Source organism: Chromobacterium sp. IRSSSOUMB001 (genome assembly GCF_023507765.1).
GTDB lineage: Bacteria > Pseudomonadota > Gammaproteobacteria > Burkholderiales > Chromobacteriaceae > Chromobacterium > Chromobacterium haemolyticum.
In genome coordinates this window covers 83,222-99,234 of the sequence record NZ_JALCYU010000018.1, presented here as the reverse complement: position 1 = coordinate 99,234, position 16,013 = coordinate 83,222, and the positions used below count along the sequence as shown (strand labels likewise).

The window sequence follows — 16,013 nt, the reverse complement described above, 5'->3', positions numbered from 1 at the left end:
CTTACGCGCGCTTTCCAGAAGTGGTCTGGTCACTGAAGTGGTCTGATCACTTCAAATTGTTCGCGACTGATATCGCTTGGGTAGCTTTTTCTCACCTCTGGATTTTCTCACACTCCGCTCTATTCAGAGACTTTGAACAGGCTCTAAGACAAAGGCACCGCGTCAGCCGCCGACCCCGCCTGAGCATTAACCAGGGTGACGATGAAGTCCCGCATCCAGCGATGGCCGGGGTGCTGCTGGGTGCGGTCATGCCAGGCCATGCCCACTTCAAAGCTTTCCGTGGGCAGCGGAAACTCCACTTGTTTTAGCGCGTCGCAGCGGTCTTGCACCAGGCGCTGCGGCACCAGCGCGACAAAGTCGGACTGCGCCACCATTTCCGGTACAAACAGGAAGGACGCGGCGGACAAGGCCACGTTGCGGCGCAGGCCCAGCGCCGCCAGCGTGCGGTCCACCGGGGTGAAGAAGCCGTTGCCGTCCAAGGACACGATGACGTGGTCCAAGGCCGCGTATTCTTCCACGCTCAGCCCTTCCTTCAGGGCGGGGTGGTCGCGGCGGCCAATCAGCACATAGTGTTCGTCAAACAGCCGGCAGCTGTTCAGTTTGGACGGGGCGGCCGGCGGGGTGAGCAGCGCCAGGTCCAGATCGCCTTGCTCCAGCTGCGCCTCTAGCCGGTGCGGGTCCAGCGTGCGCACCGCCACCCGCACGCCGGGCGCGCTTTTGTGCAGTTCCCGCGCCAGCGGAATCAGCAGCGCGGCTTGCAGGTAATCGGTGCAGGCGATAGCCACGGTAAGGTCCGCGCTGGCCGGTTCAAAGTCCTGATGTCCGGCCACGGTGGCGCGCACTTCGTTCAGCGCCTTGCGCAAGGGCTCGAACATTTCCAGCGCCTTGGCCGTGGGGTACATGCCGCGGTGGACGGTCACCAGCAGCGGATCGTCAAACAATTCGCGCAGGCGGTTCAATTGCGCGCTCACCGCCGGCTGGCTCAAGCTCAGCCGCGCGGCCGCGCGGGTCACGTTCTGTTCCACCAGTAAGGCTTCCAGCGTTACCAGCAGATTGAGGTCGAGTCGTTTGGTATCCATCTGATGAATAGTAAGCAATAAAAACCGTGATTTCACGGATTGTTGACCACGCGTCAGACTGACGGCTTTCCCCCTTTAAATGCTTGGAGGCCGCATGAACCGACACGCCCTGATCATCCACGCCCACCCGGACCCAGCGTCGCTAACCGCCCAATTCGCCGCGCTGGCGCGGCTGACCTTGCAACAGCAGGGCTGCGAGGTCATGGAGTCCGACCTCTACGCAATGGGCTGGAAAGCCGGCGCAGACGCTCAGGATTTCCCGGACCGGCTCAACCCGCAGCGGCTGTTCCTAATCTCCGAATCCCAGCACGCTTACGCCAGCGGCCGGCAGAGCGCCGATGTGGCGGCCGAACAGCAAAAACTGCTGGCGGCGGACTTGGTGATCATGCTGTTTCCGCTGTGGTGGTACGGCTTGCCCGCTTACTCAAGGGTTGGATTGACCGAGTCTACGCTTAAAACCTGTTTACGATCAGCTGCGCGTTGGCGATACGGCGTTGAAAACGTCTTCAGAATGCTCATGTACCGTATGTACATTCCGCTTCTTCAGCCGTTTTCGCCTTGTCTCGCCTTAGCTCGCCAGATCGTAAACAGGTTTTTACGGCTTCGCCTATGGCTACCGCAATGAGGACAACCGCTGGAGCAACTGTTGTTTCCCGTGACACATGGCTGCCTGTTCTACCCCGGCATGGAGGTGCTGCCCACGCATGCGGTGTACGACGCCAACCGTCTTTCCGGCACCGATATAGATGCGGCCAAGGACGCCTGGCGGCGGAGGCTGCTTGGGGTGTGGGATGAAGCGCCGATTCCCTTCCGTCGCCAAAACGGCGGCGATTACCCGGACGGCCACACTTTGGGCGAGCAGGTCGCTGCCGACGCCAGCGGCCTGACGGCGCATATCGCCGGCTGACGGCGGCTACAAACGCCAGCCCAGCCGCATGCCTTCATAGATGGCTTCTTCCGCGGTGCGCGGCGCCAGGCAATCGCCTATCGCGTGCAGCTGGGCGCCGCAGCCGCTCAATTCCTCCAATAAACCATCCTCGGCCTGGTGCCCCTGACACAGCACCAGGCAGTCCACTTCACTTTCCACCATCGCTTCCTCGCTGGCGGTGTGCAGCAGGTACACGCTGTCGTCGTCGTGGCCGTACAGACGCGCGTACGGCGTTACCGCCACGCCGGCACGCTGCAGTTGGCCGGCGAGGTGGTCGCGCACATACATTTGCAGCGCTTCGCCGGCATGGGTGCCGTTGACCGCCAGCCTCACCTGGTGGCCGGCGGCGGCCAGCCGCAGCGCAATGCCGGGGCCGATCCAGTCGCAGCGCCAATCCCCCACCAGCACCTTGCCTCCCCTCACCGCTTCGCCACGCAGCACTTGCCAGGCGTCCAGCACTTGCATTGCGCCGCCGCCTTCCAGCGCCGGCCAGCGCGGCCGCGCGCCGGTGGCCACCACTACCGCGTCCGGGGCCAGCCGCCGCACTAGTTCGCGGTCCACCTTGACGTTGCGCTTCACTTCCACGCCGGCCAGTTGCAGTTCCCGTTCCAGATTGGTGATCAGGCCGCCAAATTCCGCGCGGCCGGGCAGCAGTTGCGCCAGCAGCGCCTGGCCGCCCAGTTGCGGGCCCGCTTCGTACAGGCTGACCTGGTGGCCGCGCTGCGCCGCGATCACCGCCGCCTTCATGCCGGCCGGGCCGCCGCCGGCCACCAGCACTCGCCGCGGCGCGGCGGCCGGCCGCGGTTCGCTGTATTCCAGTTCGCGGCCGCTTTGCGGGTGTTGGATGCAGGAGATGGGCAGGCCGCGGTGGAAGCGGCCGATGCAGGCTTGATTGCAGCCTATGCAGGCGCGGATGTCGTCATGCCGGCCCTGCTCGGCCTTGGCCGGCAGTTCCGGGTCGCAGATCAGCGCGCGGGTCATGCCGCAGCCGTCGGCTTGCCCGCCGGCCAATAGTTGTTCTGCTTCCTGCGGCTGGTTGATGCGCCCGGCCAAGAGCACCGGGATGCTCAGCGCGCGCTTGAAGCGCGCCGCTTGCGCCGCCAGGTAGGCGGCCGGCAACGCCATCGGCGGCGCGATGTGGATGGCCGCGCCCAAGGTGGCGGAGCTGCCGGCCACCAGGCTGACGTAGTCCAATTCGCTCTCCAGCGCCCGCGTCGCCGCCAGCGCCAGCTCGGCGTCCATGCCCTCGCCTTCTTCCTCGCCGGCGGAGATGCGCAGGCCCACCACGAAGCCCGGCCCGCCGCCGGCGCGGGCGGCGGCTACCGCTTCGCGCAGGAAGCGCAGCCGGCCGGCGTCGTCGCCGCCGTAGCCGTCTTCACGGCGGTTGACTTGGGGGTTGAGGAATTGCGCCGGCAAATAGCCGTGGCTGGCGACGATCTCGGCGCCGTCCACGCCGGCGGCGCGCAGCCGCCGCGCCGCCGCGCCGTAGCCGGCGATGATTTCGTCTATCATTTCGCGGCTCAGCGCGCGCGGCTGCACGTGGAAGCGCTCGCTGGGCGTCGCCGACGGCGCGTAGGCCACGCTCAGCAGGCCGTCGGCGCTTTCCATGATTTCGCGGCCGGGGTGGAACAGCTGGGCAAACAGCTTGCAGCCTTCGGCGTGCACGGCCTCGGCCAGTTGACGGTAGCCGGGCACGCAGCTGTCGTCGGTGGCCATCAAGGCGTGCGAGGTGTAGCGCGCGGTTTCGTGGACGCCGGAGACTTGCAGCACGATCAGGCCGACGCCGCCGCGCGCCCGCGCCCGGTGGTAGGCCACCAGCGCCGGGCTGACCCGGCCATCCTCCGGCAGCACGGTGTCGTGGCCGGTGGACATGATACGATTCCTCAGCAGCGCCGGGCCGATGCGCAGCGGGGAGAACAGCAAGGGGAACAAGGTGCTCATCGCGTGGACCTTTGATCGGGTTGGCGGACGCCATCGCCGTGGCGCTTTGATTTTGCTTAAATTAAAATTTATTGCAAATTTTTTTAATAAAATTCAAGAATGAACCGCGGCCAAGCGCCGTCGCACAGGATTTCATCGTGAGCAAAAACGCAACATCCGCCGCCGAGGCCCCGCTGCAGCTGGGCGCGCGCATCCGCCAACTGCGCAAGCGCCAGGGCCTGACGCTGAGCCGGCTGGCCGAAACCAGTGGCCTGTCCGTGGGCCACATCAGCCTGATAGAACGCGAGCTGGCCCAGCCATCCATCAACGCGCTGGTCAATATCGCGCGCAGCCTGGGGGTAACGGTGCAATGGTTTTTCAACGACCCCGCCGAGCAGGCCGAGGATGAGAAGGACTACATCGTGCGCCGCGAGCAGCGGCCGCGGCTGGACTACCAGAGCGGCTTCGTCGACCACTTGCTGACGCCCCGGAACCAGCGCCAGCTGGAGATGATCCATTGCCTGATCCCGCCCGGCGCCAGCTGCGACGAGGGCTATAGCCACAACGGCGAGGAAGCCGGCTTTGTGCTCAAGGGCTCGCTGGAGCTGTTTGTGGGCGAGCGCCAGTTCCATCTGGAACAGGGCGACAGCTTCGCCTATTCCAGCAGCGAGCCGCACCGCTACCGCAATCCGGGCAGCGGCGAGGCCATTGTGATCTGGGTGATTACTCCGCCCAGCTTCTGAGAACCAGGCCAAAGTCTGCTGCGCTTCAGCGATACGGCGTTGAAACCATCTTCAGAATGCTCATGTACCACGTGTACATTCCGCTTCCTCAGCCGTTTTCGCCTTGTCTCGCTCTTGCTCGCGAGACTTTGAACAGGCTCTGAGAGCCTGTTTACGATCTGCTGCGCGTCGTGAGACATGGCACGGCGAGTGCCGCTTCGACATACCCACGCGCCCTTAGCAAAGCCGCTCCCGCAGCGGCTTTCATCTTATTCCGCGCTGGCTTGCGCAGCGCCTGGCCCGCTCAAGGCCAGCCGATACCGCAACAAATTTTTAATAAAATTAAAATAAATTTTACAGTTTTTTGATCAATTCCTAGACTGTTCAATCCGGCAAGGCTAAAAGCCGCTAACAAAACCACGCAGAGAACCTGAGCCAAGGCGCACCGACGCAGGCAGTACAAGTCGTACGACAAGTCGGCGCAACACAGGATCAGGGGTTTGGTTAGCGGATCTAAGCCGGCCCCGCCGGCATAAGAGGAGATTGGTCATGAAACTGACGTATCTGAGCATCGCCGCCAGCCTGCTGGCCGGCGGCGTCGCCTCCGCCAGCGAACTGGTGGTGGTGTCCTACGGCGGCGAAAACCAGGCGGCGCAGTCGCGCGCCTATTACACGCCCTATCAGCGTCAAAGCGGCGTGCGCATCGTCGCGGACGCCTGGAACGGCGAGTTCGCCAAGATCAAGGCGATGGCGGCCACCGGCCGCGCGCGCTGGGACGCGGTGGAGGTGGACGCCGCGGCGCAGGGGCGCGGCTGTGAGGAGGGCCTGCTGGAAAAGCTGGATTACAAGCGGATAGGCGACAAGGCCGACTTCGTGCCGGGCGCGGCCCAGCCTTGCGCCATCGGCATGTTTCTGGCCTCCATGGTGCTGGCTTACAACGAGGACAAACTAAAAACCGCGCCGCAAAGCTGGCGCGATTTCTGGGATGTGAAGCGCTTCCCCGGCAAGCGGGCTTTGCGCCGCGGCGCGCCCTACACGCTGGAGATCGCGCTGCTGGCGGACGGCGTGCCGCCTGCCCAGGTCTACAAGATCCTATCCACGCCGGCCGGGGTGGACCGCGCCTTTCGCAAGCTGGATCAACTCAAGCCTTATATCCAGTGGTGGGAGAGCGGTGCCCAACCGCCGCAATACTTGTTGTCCGGCGACGTGGTGATGAGTTCTTCCTACAACGGCCGCATCAGCCTGGCGCGGCGCGAGGGCCGCAAGCTGAAGATGGTATGGCTTAACAACATCAGCGAGTTCAGCTACTGGGCCATTCCCAAGGGCTCGCCCAACAAGGACGAGGCGCTGAAGTTCATCGCCTTCGCCAGCCGGCCGGAACAGCAAAAGCTGTATTCGGAGCAGATGCCTTACGGCCCCAGCAACCGCAAGGCGCTTAGCCTGCTGCCGGCCGCGGTCCAGGCCGACTTGCCCAGCCACCCGGCCAATATGGCCGGATCTCTGGCGATGGACGCCGCGTTCTGGACCGATAACGGCGAGGCGCTGGAGCAGCGCTTCGCCAGTTGGGCGGCCAAGCGGCCATAAACAGCGGCGGGCGATCCACCGCGCATTTCGCCAGTTCCCAACAAGGCCCGCCGCCGCGACGGCGGGCCGCCAGGCTCGACTCAGGCCAGCCCCCACAGAGTGAAGGCTACGTCCGGCGTCCAGCCGGGGTTGGACCGGTGCGCCTGCAAGCAGCGGTAATGCAGGCCCTGATAGCTGACGCCGTCGCCCACTTGGTAGTCGTGTTCGTTCAGCCACTCGGGAAATTCCGGCCCCGGATCGCCGCCGGTGGTGCTGGCGGTCACGCTGTTGCTGGGACCGGAGGCCTGGCCCTCGGCATCCAGCGCGGTGACGAAATAGCGGTAGGCGGTGCCGGGCCGCAGGCCGCTGTCCAGATAGTTGAGCGCGCTGGTTTCGCCCGCCGGCTGGTCGTCGCGGTGCAGCTGGTAATGCGTCACCGCGTGCTCGCCGCCTTGCGAGGCTTCCCAACTCAGGCTGATGGCGGTGTCGCTGCGGCTGTCCACTTTGAGGTTTTGCGGCGCGCCGGGACGGCCGCCTTCGCCGCCGCCGTGGATCAGTTCGGCGTAGTCGCGGACAAAGCCCCAGTCATAGGGCCGGCCTTCGGCGTTATGCCCGGCGTCCCAGTTGACGGACCAGGTCATCAAGCCGCGGATGGGGTTGCCGTCGGCGGCCAAGCGGCTAAAGGCGCGGTAAACCGCGCCGGGGTCCGCCACGAAGCCGGTGGCGGCGGCGTCGTTGTTGGCCGGCAAGCCGATGGCGAACTTGTCCGCCGGTATGCGCAGGAAGCCGCGGGTGCCGTTGACCAGGCTATCCGTCAGGTAGTAAAGGAAATCTTCCTTTTGTTCCTGGTTGTCCTGGGACAGCCAGGCGTTCAGTTCGTCCACCCAGACGCCGTCGCCGCCCTGGTTGTAGTACTGCGGGGCGATGAAGTCGTAGTAACCGTCCAGCGCGGCAAGATACGGCGCGTATTTGTCGCCCACTTTCAGGTAGGGGAATTCCGGCGCCATGCTGATGATGAAATGCCGGCCCTGGGCGGCGTAATGGTCTTTGACCCGCTTGAGCGCCGCGGGGATCACCGCGCTGTTGTCGGCGGCGGCGATGGCGCTTTGCTCCAGGTCGATGTCCAGGCCGTCAAAGCCGTAGGTTTCCACCAGCCGGATGATTTCGTCGGCCAGCGCTTGCTCTTGCCCCGCATGCAGTTCGATGTGGGCGTCCGCGCCGCCCAGCGAGATCAACACCGCCCGCCCCTGGCGATTGAGTTCGCCCACTTGTTCACGGAAGGCTTGATCGCTCAGATTGTAAGGTTTGAAGGTGGGAATGCCGGCGCCCTTCATGAAGGCCACCGCCACAATGTTGTAGTCGGCCGGCGCTTCCGCCAACGGCAGGTCCGCGGATTGGCCGCCCTGATAGCCGTTGCCCGGCTCCGACGGCCAGTTGTGCCAGAAGCCCATCAAAAAGTTGCCTTCAATCTCCGGCATCAATGCGGCGTCGTCGCTCAGCGCGCGCTGTTCCGGCTTGGCGAATTGGTTCATCTGCCCTTCCTTTCATGGTGGCGACGGCGGCGGCCTAGGCCGCCGCGCGTTTCCAGAAGCGCCTTGATTAGCTGAAGTCGAAGTCGATCACTTGATAGAAGGCGTTGCCGGTGTCGGCCACTTCCCACACCGCCAGCACCACGTGGTAGCCCTGGCGTTCCGGCAGCCTGACATTGTGGATGGTGGGGTCCGGCGGCATCAGTTCGGCGCCGTGGGACCAATACGGCTGGGCGGTCAGTTCCACTTTGTAGAAGGGTTCGGATTCAAACTGGGCGCGACTCAGCGGCTGGTTGGGATTCCAGCCGGGCTTGGTGATGAAGTAGTTCCAGCGCCGGGTCAGATGGACGGCGTGGTAGCTCCAGTGGAATTCCTGCGTCTGGCCGGATTTGACCGGGTGCTTGTGCCAACGCTCGGCGCTCTGCTCGTCCAGCACCGCGGCGAAGGCCTGGCCGGCGCTGGCGATCTTGCCGTCCGCCGGCGGCGCCACATTGGCCACGTCGTCCGGCGCCAGCGGGTCGCGCAGGCCGCCCGCGATGGCGGGGAAGAATTTGCCGCCTTCCAGGCCGTTGACCTGCCAGCTTTGCAACGGGCACTGGGCGTTGACGCCGTCCACGCAAAGCTGGCCGCGCGATTCCGGCTTGAACACTTGGCCATGGCGCGACTGTTGGCCAGGTCTGGATTCGACATTGGTGTAGCTCATCAGGATACCCCCGGGTTGATGTCAGGACGGCGGCGGCCGGCGCGAGCCGAACTGCCTGCCGCCAACATCTTATTATCCCGATGGAATACGCAATGCTGTCCTTTCAGCTGGACACCAATCCCAATTCATGGTCTAGCGGCCTGGCCAGCCGCCACAGCGCCTGGTCCAGCTGCGCGCTGTCTCCACAGGGCGTTGGCAGCGCCGGCGCGGGTTCCGCCGCCGCCAGCTGCTGTTCGATGAAGGCATGGATGCGCGGGCGGCGCGGTCCGCGCATGGACTCGCCGCAGGCTATCTTCACCGCCAACAGGCGGTCGATCTCAACCGCCAGCTCGGCGTCGTCCACAACCCCGGCCGCCAGTTGGGCGAAGCGCGTCGGCGGCATGCCGCGCCCGGCGTCCAGCCAGCGCACGGCCAGCAAAGCCCTCAGCACGTACAGGTATTTTTTCAGACAGATACTGTCGCCCTGCAGGTGGGCGTTGAAGTTCTTGCGCGCCATCGCCAGGTAGTGCCAGCGGCACTTGAGGTCCGAGCGGAAGTCCGGCGCCAAGCCGCGCAGCAGGCGCAAGGCCTGCGGGTCCGCCCGGTACACCAGCGGCGATTGCAGCCATTCGCACAGCGTGGGGTTGGAGCCTTGCAGCAGGCGCAGCGCCTTGCGCAACTCCCAGCCGCTGATGTCCAGCTCATCGTTGATCGGCAGTTCGATCACGTCGCGCTGCGGCATCACGCGCAGATACCATTCCGGCTCGTGCACGTAGATGAAGCGCACGTCGTAATCGCTGTCCGGCGACGGAAAGCCCCAGGCGCGGCTGCCGGATTCGCAGGCGTAGAGCACCCGCACCCGGTGCCGCCGTTCCAGCGCGTCCAGTTCGCGCCGCACCCGCTCGCGCATCGCGTCTTCCAGCGGGTGTTGAAATAAAAATTCTCGCATTGTCTCTGTCTCCAGGCCGCCGCAGGGCCTCCAGCCCTGTCGGCGCCTTTCTTTAGAACCTGTTTACGATCTGCTGCGCGTCGGCAATACGGCGTTGAAAACGCCTTCGAAATGCTCATGTACCACGCGTACATTCCGCTTTCTCAGCCGTTTTCGCCTTGTCTCGCCTTAGCTCGCGAGATCGTAAACACGTTCTTAGCGCGGCTAACATGGTTCGTTTCACGCCTGAGGCAAATCGGCGCAACGCCGCATCAGGGGTTTGTTAGCCGCTACTAGAACCTATTTTCGATCCGCTCCGCGCAGAGAGACGCCACACGGCGAATGCCGCCGCGAAATGCTCATGCACCACTCGTACATTCCGCTTTTTCGCCCGTTTTCGCCCGTTTTCGCCCTGTTTCGCCCTTGCTCGCAAGACCGCAAACACGCTCTTTGAACCTGTTCAATGTCCGCCGCGCACCCGCCAAACGGCTAGCAAAGAGCGTTAAAAAACGCGCGCGCCGGACTGGGAACGGGCCTTCACCCTTTCACGCAGACCACCTGGCGCAAGGTATGCACCACTTCCACCAGGCTGGACTGCGCCGCCATTACCGCGTCGATGTCTTTGTAAGCCATCGGGATTTCGTCGATCACGTCGGCGTCCTTGCGGCATTCCACGTGGGCGGTGGCGCGCCGCTGGTCTTCCAGATCGAAACGGCGCTTGGCTTCGGTGCGGCTCATCGCGCGGCCGGCTCCGTGGCTGCAGGAACAGAAGGCCTCCTTATTGCCCAGGCCGCGCACGATGAAGCTCTTGGCGCCCATGGAGCCGGGGATGATGCCCAGCTGGCCCTTGTGGGCGGCCACCGCGCCCTTGCGCGTGACTAGCACGTCTCGGCCAAAGTGGGTCTCGCGCTGCACGTAGTTGTGGTGGCAGTTCACTGCTTCCACTTCGGCGTCGAAGGGCTTGGCGATCACGCCGCGCGCGGCGTCCACCACATGGCGCATCATCAGTTGACGGTTTTGACGCGCATAGTCCTGAGCCCAACCCACGGCTTCCACGTAGTCGTTGAAATGAGGGCTGCCTTCTTCGAAGTAGGCCAGTTCGCGGTGCGGCAAGTTGGCGATGTGCCGGCGCATATCCGCCTGGGCCAGTTCAATGAACAGGTTGCCGATGGCGTTTCCCACGCCGCGCGAACCGGAGTGCAGCATGAACCAGACCCGGTCCGCCTCGTCCAGGCACACTTCGACGAAGTGATTGCCGGTGCCCAGCGTGCCCAGGTGGAGGTGGTTATTGGTTTTCGCCAGCTTGGGATATTTGGCCGCGATGAGGTCGAAGCCCGGCAGCAGCCGCGCCCAGGCGGCGTCCACGCCGGCCGGCGGTCGCTGCCAGGCGCCCTTGTCCCGCCCGGAGCGGGGGGAACTGCGGCCGTGCGGCACGGCGGCTTCGATGGCGCCGCGCAAGCCGCCCAGTTGGTCCGGCAAATCCGCGGCGCTCAGCGTGGTACGCGCAGCCATCATTCCGCAGCCGATGTCCACGCCCACCGCCGCCGGAATGACGGCGCCCACGGTGGGGATCACGCTGCCGATGGTGGAGCCCTTGCCCAGATGCACGTCCGGCATCACCGCCAGGTGCCGGAAGATAAAAGGCAGCTGCGCGGTTTGCAGCAGTTGCTCGCGCGCGGCGTCCTCCACCGGGACGCCTTGCGTCCACATCTTGATTGGCGCGCCATTGGGCGCTTGCAGGGTTTGGTAGGGATTCACGGTCATATTCTTGTCTTTCTTTGTGCATATCTGTTTTTAGAGCCGCTAACAAAACCGCGCAGCCTACCTGAGCCAAGGCGCGCCGACGCAGAAAACGAAGTTTCTGCGAAGCTACAGTACAAGTCGGCGCGACTCAGGATCAGGGGTTTTGTTAGCGGGTCTTAGAGCCTGCTCACGATCTCGCGAGCAAGAGCGAGACAAGGCGAAAACGAGCGAAAAGCGGAATGTACACGTGGCACATGAAGCATTTTGAGCTTGTACTCACCGTGCAACGCTTCACGAAGCGCAGCAGATCGTGAACAGGTTCTTAGCGCGCTGCCGGCGCGCTTCGCCCCAAGGGCGGACAGGCTTGCGCCTCCGCACCCATTTCGCTTATTGCCAGAATCGTGCCAGCTTGAAGACAACTCGAAATAAAACCAACAAACCATTGATTAAACAATAACAAACCTTCCACGAGGCAACCAATCTCCGGATTTTGAAGAAACACAGCCAAGTCTTTTTTGATAAAATAATCTATTCAATTATCCAAATAGATAATATATGCGCGAGAGAGTGGTGATTGGTTTCCTGGGCACGGTGCTGGACCGGCGCGGCCACGGCGCCGAGCGCTGGAAAAAATGGCGGCCCTCGGTGGGCATTTGCGCCCAGCCCAACATGCCGCTGCGGCGGCTGGAGTTGCTGCACGACAACCATCATTCGCGGCTGGCGCAGCTGACGGCGCAGGACATCGCCGCTGTGTCGCCGGGCACCGAGGTTCGGCTGCATCCGGTCAATCTGCAAGACCCATGGGATTTCGAGGAGATGTACGCGGCGCTGCACGACTTCGCCGCGCGCTACGCTTTCGACACCGAACGCGAGGACTATCTGGTCCACATCACCACCGGCACCCACGTGGCGCAGATTTGCTGGTTTCTGCTCACCGAATCCCGCCACCTGCCGGCGCGGCTGCTGCAAAGCTCGCCGGCGCGCCAGGGCCAGCGCCTGGCCGGCGAGGTCAGCCTCATCGACCTGGATCTGTCGCGCTACGATCAGATCGCGCAACGTTTCCGCCAGGAGAGCGACGACACCGTGTCCTTTCTCAAGTCCGGCATCGCCACCCGCAACCCGCGCTTCAATCGCCTGATCGAGCAGATCGAGCGAGTGGCTGTGCGCTCCGACGCGCCCATCCTGCTCAGCGGCCCCACCGGCGCGGGCAAGAGCCAGCTGGCGCGCCGGCTCTACCAGCTGAAAAAGACGCGCCATCGACTGGACGGCCGCTTTGTCGAGGTCAATTGCGCCACCCTGCGCGGCGACAGCGCGATGTCGGCCTTGTTCGGCCATGTGAAGGGCGCCTTCACCGGCGCGCACGCGGAACGCTTCGGCCTGTTGCGCAGCGCGGATGGCGGCATGCTGTTTCTGGACGAGATAGGCGAACTGGGACTGGACGAACAGGCGATGCTGCTCAAGGCCATAGAGGAGAAACGCTTCTTCCCTTTTGGCGGCGATTGCGAGGTGCACAGCAATTTCCAGCTGATCTGCGGCACGGTGCGGGACTTGCGCCAATGGGTGCGGGCCGGCCGTTTCCGAGAGGATTTGTACGCGCGCATCAATCTATGGAGCTTCGACTTGCCCGGCCTGGCCGAACGCCGCGAGGACATCGAACCCAATCTGGAGTTCGAACTGGCGCGCCACGCCGAGCAGCACGGCCAGCGCGCCCGCTTCAACGCCGAGGCGCGCCGCGCCTACCTCGCCTTCGCCGCGTCTCCGCAAGCGCGCTGGCAAGGCAATTTCCGCGAGCTGTCCGCCTCGGTCACGCGGATGGCCACGCTGGCCGACGCCGGCCGCATTGACGAAGAAGGCGTCAACGAGGAAATCGCGCGGCTGCGCCACGGTTGGCAAGAGCAAGCGCCGGACGAAGCCTTGGCGGCGCTGGACCCGGAGCGTCTGACGCGGCTTGACCTGTTCGACCGCATGCAATTGGAAGGCGTGCTGCGCATCTGCCGCGACGCCGCCTCGCTATCCGAGGCCGGCCGCCGGCTGTTCGCCGCCTCGCGTCAGCTCAAAAGCCAGCCCAACGACGCGGACCGGCTGCGCAAATATCTGGCGCGCTTCGGCCTGGATTGGGAGCAGGTGCGCCGCCGCGATTTAGGCTGAACGGCCTATTGCCCGTCCGCCGCCGCCAGCGTAGCATTCATAAGGTGTAAAAAATATATACCTTAAAAGGCGACCACCATGCCGGACCCGCTCTCAACCGAACAGCAACAGGAAGTGGACTTGGCGCGCAACTTGCTGCGCCAGGTCATAGACCCGGAAATCGGCGTCAACATCATCGACCTTGGCCTGGTCTATCGCATCGACCCGCAAGCCGAACATTTGTTGATCGAGATGACCATGACCTCGCCCGCCTGCCCCATGGGCGAAATGATCATGGATGAAGTGGAATTCGCGCTCACCCACGGCCTGCCCCCGCAGCGCCGCATCCATGTCAACTTGGTTTGGGAGCCGGCCTGGTCGCCGGAAAGGATGAGCGAGGACAGCCGCCGCCATTTCGGCTGGCGGGCATGAGCGCCCGGCTGCCCTGGCTGGGCCTGGCCGCGCTGTCCCTGCTCTGCGGCGCGCTGGCCGGCCTGGCTCGCCTGGGCTGGGCAGTCCCCGCCGCGACCGCTGCGCTGGCCGGTTGGCACGGCGCGCTGATGATAGGCGCGTTCTTCGGCGGGGTAATCAGCCTGGAGCGGGCGGTGGCCTTGAACCGCCGGTGGGCCTTGCTTGCGCCGGCTGCCGCGGGACTGTCCGGCCTGAGCCTGATCGCCGGCCTGCCGCCGCTGACGGCGCAGTTGCTGCAGACGCTGGCCGCGGTTGTCTTGCTGGCCGGCGGCGTCCAGGTGCTGAGGCGTCAGGCCGCCGCTTTCACTCTGACCCTGGCCGCCGCCGCGCTGTGCTGGCTGATCGGCAGCCTGGCCTGGTTGCTGGGCGGCGATTTGCAGGCGGCCATCCCCTGGTGGCTGGCCTTCCTGATTCTGACCATTGCCGGCGAACGGCTGGAGCTGACCCGCTTGCTGCCGCTTGCGCCCTCGGCCCGGCGCGGCTTCGCGCTGGCGGCCCTGGCGCTGGGCGGCGGCGCGGCGCTATCCCTGTGGCGGCCGGACGCCGGTCTGCGGCTGTACGCGGCGGCCTTGTTGGCGCTGGCCGTCTGGTTGCTGCGACACGACATCGCCCGGCGCAACGCGCGCCAGCGGGGGCTGACCCGCTACATCGCCGTCGCCCTGCTCTGCGGCTACGGCTGGCTGGCAGTGGCCGGCGCCTTGGGCCTGGCCGGCGCGCTGCTGCCCGGCCATCCCTGGCGCGACGCGGCTTTGCACGCGGCGGGCCTGGGCTTTGTGTTTTCCATGGTGTTCGGCCACGCACCCATCATCATTCCCGCGCTGACGCGGCTGAAGCTGCCTTACCGCCCGCTGTTCTACGCGCCGCTGGCGGCCCTGCACCTGTCCTTGCTGCTGCGGCTGTACGGCATGCTGGGCGCTTTCGCCTGGCGGCGCGCGGCCGGCCTGCTCAATGCGCTGACCCTGCTGTTTTTCGTCGTCCTGCTGCTAAGCAGCTTGCGGCGCGGCCGCGCCCCGGCGGATAGACTCCGGAAAGAACCCACCTCATGAAGCGACACCCCGCCTTGCAGGAATTGTCCCGCGAACACCATCACGCCTTGAAAATGGCGCGCCAGGCCCGGCTGGCCGCCGAGTCCGGCGACCCGGAACGGCAAGCGCAATTGGCCGCCGCGCTGCGCGCCTGGAGCGCCGACGCGCTGGAACGGCATTTCGCGGAAGAAGAAACAGCGTTGTTGCCGCGGCTGGCGCAGACCGAGCACGCGGCGCTGGCCGCCCGCGCCCTGGACGAACACCGCCGGCTGCGCGAGCTGATCGCGGAATTGGCCACGCCGCAAGCAGCCGCGCTGGCGCGCTTCGCCCAGTTGATGGAAGCTCACGTGCGCTTTGAGGAGCGCGAGCTGTTCGAACGTTTTCAGGCTTGTCTGCCTGCGGCCGACGGCGCGGCGCTCAGCCCCTAGGCAAATCCAGCGCCATCTGCCGGCGCAGCCACTCCAGCACCGCCCGCCGACGCGCGTCGCCGTCGAACGGCCTCGACGACAACAGCACATAGCCGGAGCCGTCCTCGCAAAAGCCGGCCGGCGCCGTCAACTGGCCCAGCCTCAGCGCGTCCGCCGCCATATAGAGCGAGGCGATGGCCAGGCCCATTCCCGCTTCGGCCGCCTGCAAGCTGAGGTAAAAATGTTCGAAACGCCCAGCCTCTCCCGCAGCCTCCACGCCCTGCGCCGCCAACCAGCGGCTCCAGGCCGCCGGCCGGCTGTCCGCGTGCAGCAGGGGCAAGGCGCGCCAATCTCCGCCCGCGACCAGCAGCCGCGCCGGCGCGCACACCGGCCCCATCCGCTCCCGCGCTACTTCGGCCACGTGATCGCCCAGGCCCCAGCCGCTGTCGTCTCGACGCAGCGCCAGGTCGATTCTCTGTGAGGAAAAATCGACTTTCCCGCCGGCGGCGGACAGCAGCAACTCGATGTCGGGATGTTCGGCCTGGAAAGCCGGCAGCCGCGGAATCAACCAGCGCATCGCAATGGTGGGTTCGCAGGACAGCCGCAGCGGCGCGTCCGCTTGCCGCTGCGCGCGGGCCGCGCCCTGCTCCAGCACGCGCAAGGCCTCGGCGCAGCTTTGGCGGAAGCTCTCGCCGGCCGCGGTCAGAAACACCGCCCGGTTGCGCCGTTCGAACAGGGCCACGCCCAGCCCCTCCTCCAATTGCTTGACCTGGCGGCTGACCGCGCCGTGGGTCACGCACAGTTCCGCGGCCGCCTTGACGAAGCTGCCGTGGCGAGCGGCGGCTTCAAAGGCGCGGACGGCGGTCAAGGCCGGAATGCGATAGCTCAT

General features: G+C 65.2%; 15 protein-coding genes. 8 read left to right on the top strand and 7 right to left on the bottom strand.

The window, feature by feature from the left end:
• Window positions 1-143 precede the first annotated feature (143 nt).
• On the bottom strand, window positions 144-1,079 hold the full coding sequence (locus tag MOV80_RS20530; protein WP_107732701.1) for a LysR family transcriptional regulator: 936 nt from the start codon (window positions 1,077-1,079) through the stop codon (window positions 144-146).
• A 94-nt stretch (window positions 1,080-1,173) separates the two neighbouring features.
• Here MOV80_RS20530 and MOV80_RS20525 point away from each other — a divergent pair, with 94 nt between their 5' ends.
• Window positions 1,174-1,704: an NAD(P)H-dependent oxidoreductase gene (locus MOV80_RS20525; RefSeq protein WP_205422944.1), complete on the top strand. Its 531-nt coding sequence runs from the start codon at window positions 1,174-1,176 to the stop codon at window positions 1,702-1,704.
• Between the two features lie 21 nt (window positions 1,705-1,725).
• Complete coding sequence (locus tag MOV80_RS20520) at window positions 1,726-1,986, top strand: hypothetical protein (protein ID WP_019102069.1); 261 nt, start codon at window positions 1,726-1,728, stop codon at window positions 1,984-1,986.
• 6 nt (window positions 1,987-1,992) lie between these two features.
• Here the strand turns inward: MOV80_RS20520 and MOV80_RS20515 are convergent, their stop codons facing one another.
• Window positions 1,993-3,948 (bottom strand): FAD-dependent oxidoreductase, encoded by a 1,956-nt coding sequence (locus tag MOV80_RS20515; RefSeq protein ID WP_118268144.1) that lies wholly within the window; start codon window positions 3,946-3,948, stop codon window positions 1,993-1,995.
• A 137-nt stretch (window positions 3,949-4,085) separates the two neighbouring features.
• Between MOV80_RS20515 and MOV80_RS20510 the strand changes: the two genes are divergently transcribed.
• Entirely contained in the window at window positions 4,086-4,670 is a 585-nt protein-coding gene (locus MOV80_RS20510; RefSeq protein WP_081950505.1) for a cupin domain-containing protein, read from the top strand.
• A 528-nt stretch (window positions 4,671-5,198) separates the two neighbouring features.
• Window positions 5,199-6,233, top strand: a complete 1,035-nt coding sequence (locus MOV80_RS20505; protein ID WP_249605448.1) for an ABC transporter substrate-binding protein — start codon at window positions 5,199-5,201, stop codon at window positions 6,231-6,233.
• A gap of 80 nt (window positions 6,234-6,313) precedes the next feature.
• Here the strand turns inward: MOV80_RS20505 and MOV80_RS23505 are convergent, their stop codons facing one another.
• The 4 genes from MOV80_RS23505 to MOV80_RS20480 all read right to left on the bottom strand — a co-directional run bounded on the left by MOV80_RS23505 (window position 6,314) and on the right by MOV80_RS20480 (window position 11,115).
• Window positions 6,314-7,744 (bottom strand): glycosyl hydrolase family 18 protein, encoded by a 1,431-nt coding sequence (locus tag MOV80_RS23505; protein WP_107732704.1) that lies wholly within the window; start codon window positions 7,742-7,744, stop codon window positions 6,314-6,316.
• A 67-nt stretch (window positions 7,745-7,811) separates the two neighbouring features.
• The gene (locus MOV80_RS20490) at window positions 7,812-8,444 is read right to left on the bottom strand and encodes a lytic polysaccharide monooxygenase auxiliary activity family 9 protein (protein WP_019102064.1); all 633 of its coding nucleotides are present in this window, start codon (window positions 8,442-8,444) and stop codon (window positions 7,812-7,814) included.
• Between the two features lie 103 nt (window positions 8,445-8,547).
• Complete coding sequence (locus tag MOV80_RS20485; protein ID WP_107732705.1) at window positions 8,548-9,372, bottom strand: nucleotidyltransferase domain-containing protein; 825 nt, start codon at window positions 9,370-9,372, stop codon at window positions 8,548-8,550.
• 516 nt (window positions 9,373-9,888) lie between these two features.
• Window positions 9,889-11,115 carry an RtcB family protein gene (locus tag MOV80_RS20480; RefSeq protein ID WP_107732706.1) on the bottom strand — a complete coding sequence of 409 codons (1,227 nt, stop codon included), beginning with the start codon at window positions 11,113-11,115 and terminating at the stop codon, window positions 9,889-9,891.
• 534 nt (window positions 11,116-11,649) lie between these two features.
• Here MOV80_RS20480 and rtcR point away from each other — a divergent pair.
• The 4 genes from rtcR to MOV80_RS20460 all read left to right on the top strand — a co-directional run bounded on the left by rtcR (window position 11,650) and on the right by MOV80_RS20460 (window position 15,145).
• Complete coding sequence (gene rtcR, locus MOV80_RS20475) at window positions 11,650-13,242, top strand: RNA repair transcriptional activator RtcR (protein WP_107732707.1); 1,593 nt, start codon at window positions 11,650-11,652, stop codon at window positions 13,240-13,242.
• Between the two features lie 78 nt (window positions 13,243-13,320).
• Window positions 13,321-13,653, top strand: a complete 333-nt coding sequence (locus MOV80_RS20470) for a metal-sulfur cluster assembly factor (RefSeq protein WP_019102060.1) — start codon at window positions 13,321-13,323, stop codon at window positions 13,651-13,653.
• A complete protein-coding gene (locus MOV80_RS20465; protein ID WP_107732708.1) occupies window positions 13,650-14,738 on the top strand; it encodes a hypothetical protein in 1,089 nt (362 codons plus the stop codon). Before MOV80_RS20470 ends, MOV80_RS20465 begins: the two co-directional genes overlap by 4 nt.
• The gene (locus MOV80_RS20460) at window positions 14,735-15,145 is read left to right on the top strand and encodes a hemerythrin domain-containing protein (protein ID WP_043593807.1); all 411 of its coding nucleotides are present in this window, start codon (window positions 14,735-14,737) and stop codon (window positions 15,143-15,145) included. Before MOV80_RS20465 ends, MOV80_RS20460 begins: the two co-directional genes overlap by 4 nt.
• On the opposite strand, the gene MOV80_RS20455 is transcribed toward MOV80_RS20460, so the two are convergent.
• Complete coding sequence (locus MOV80_RS20455) at window positions 15,135-16,013, bottom strand: LysR substrate-binding domain-containing protein (RefSeq protein WP_107732709.1); 879 nt, start codon at window positions 16,011-16,013, stop codon at window positions 15,135-15,137. The genes MOV80_RS20460 and MOV80_RS20455 overlap by 11 nt on opposite strands.

Excerpts from the sequence above, each read along its gene's own strand:
- MOV80_RS20530 (WP_107732701.1), bottom strand. The coding sequence starts at position 1,079 with ATGGATACCAAACGACTCGACCTCAATCTGCTGGTAACGCTGGAAGCC.
- MOV80_RS20525 (WP_205422944.1), top strand. The coding sequence starts at position 1,174 with ATGAACCGACACGCCCTGATCATCCACGCCCACCCGGACCCAGCGTCG.
- MOV80_RS20515 (WP_118268144.1), bottom strand. The coding sequence starts at position 3,948 with ATGAGCACCTTGTTCCCCTTGCTGTTCTCCCCGCTGCGCATCGGCCCG.
- MOV80_RS20505 (WP_249605448.1), top strand. The coding sequence starts at position 5,199 with ATGAAACTGACGTATCTGAGCATCGCCGCCAGCCTGCTGGCCGGCGGC.
- MOV80_RS23505 (WP_107732704.1), bottom strand. The coding sequence starts at position 7,744 with ATGAACCAATTCGCCAAGCCGGAACAGCGCGCGCTGAGCGACGACGCC.
- MOV80_RS20490 (WP_019102064.1), bottom strand. The coding sequence starts at position 8,444 with ATGAGCTACACCAATGTCGAATCCAGACCTGGCCAACAGTCGCGCCAT.
- MOV80_RS20485 (WP_107732705.1), bottom strand. The coding sequence starts at position 9,372 with ATGCGAGAATTTTTATTTCAACACCCGCTGGAAGACGCGATGCGCGAG.
- MOV80_RS20480 (WP_107732706.1), bottom strand. The coding sequence starts at position 11,115 with ATGACCGTGAATCCCTACCAAACCCTGCAAGCGCCCAATGGCGCGCCA.
- rtcR (WP_107732707.1), top strand. The coding sequence starts at position 11,650 with ATGCGCGAGAGAGTGGTGATTGGTTTCCTGGGCACGGTGCTGGACCGG.
- MOV80_RS20470 (WP_019102060.1), top strand. The coding sequence starts at position 13,321 with ATGCCGGACCCGCTCTCAACCGAACAGCAACAGGAAGTGGACTTGGCG.
- MOV80_RS20465 (WP_107732708.1), top strand. The coding sequence starts at position 13,650 with ATGAGCGCCCGGCTGCCCTGGCTGGGCCTGGCCGCGCTGTCCCTGCTC.
- MOV80_RS20460 (WP_043593807.1), top strand. The coding sequence starts at position 14,735 with ATGAAGCGACACCCCGCCTTGCAGGAATTGTCCCGCGAACACCATCAC.
- MOV80_RS20455 (WP_107732709.1), bottom strand. The coding sequence starts at position 16,013 with ATGAGCTATCGCATTCCGGCCTTGACCGCCGTCCGCGCCTTTGAAGCC.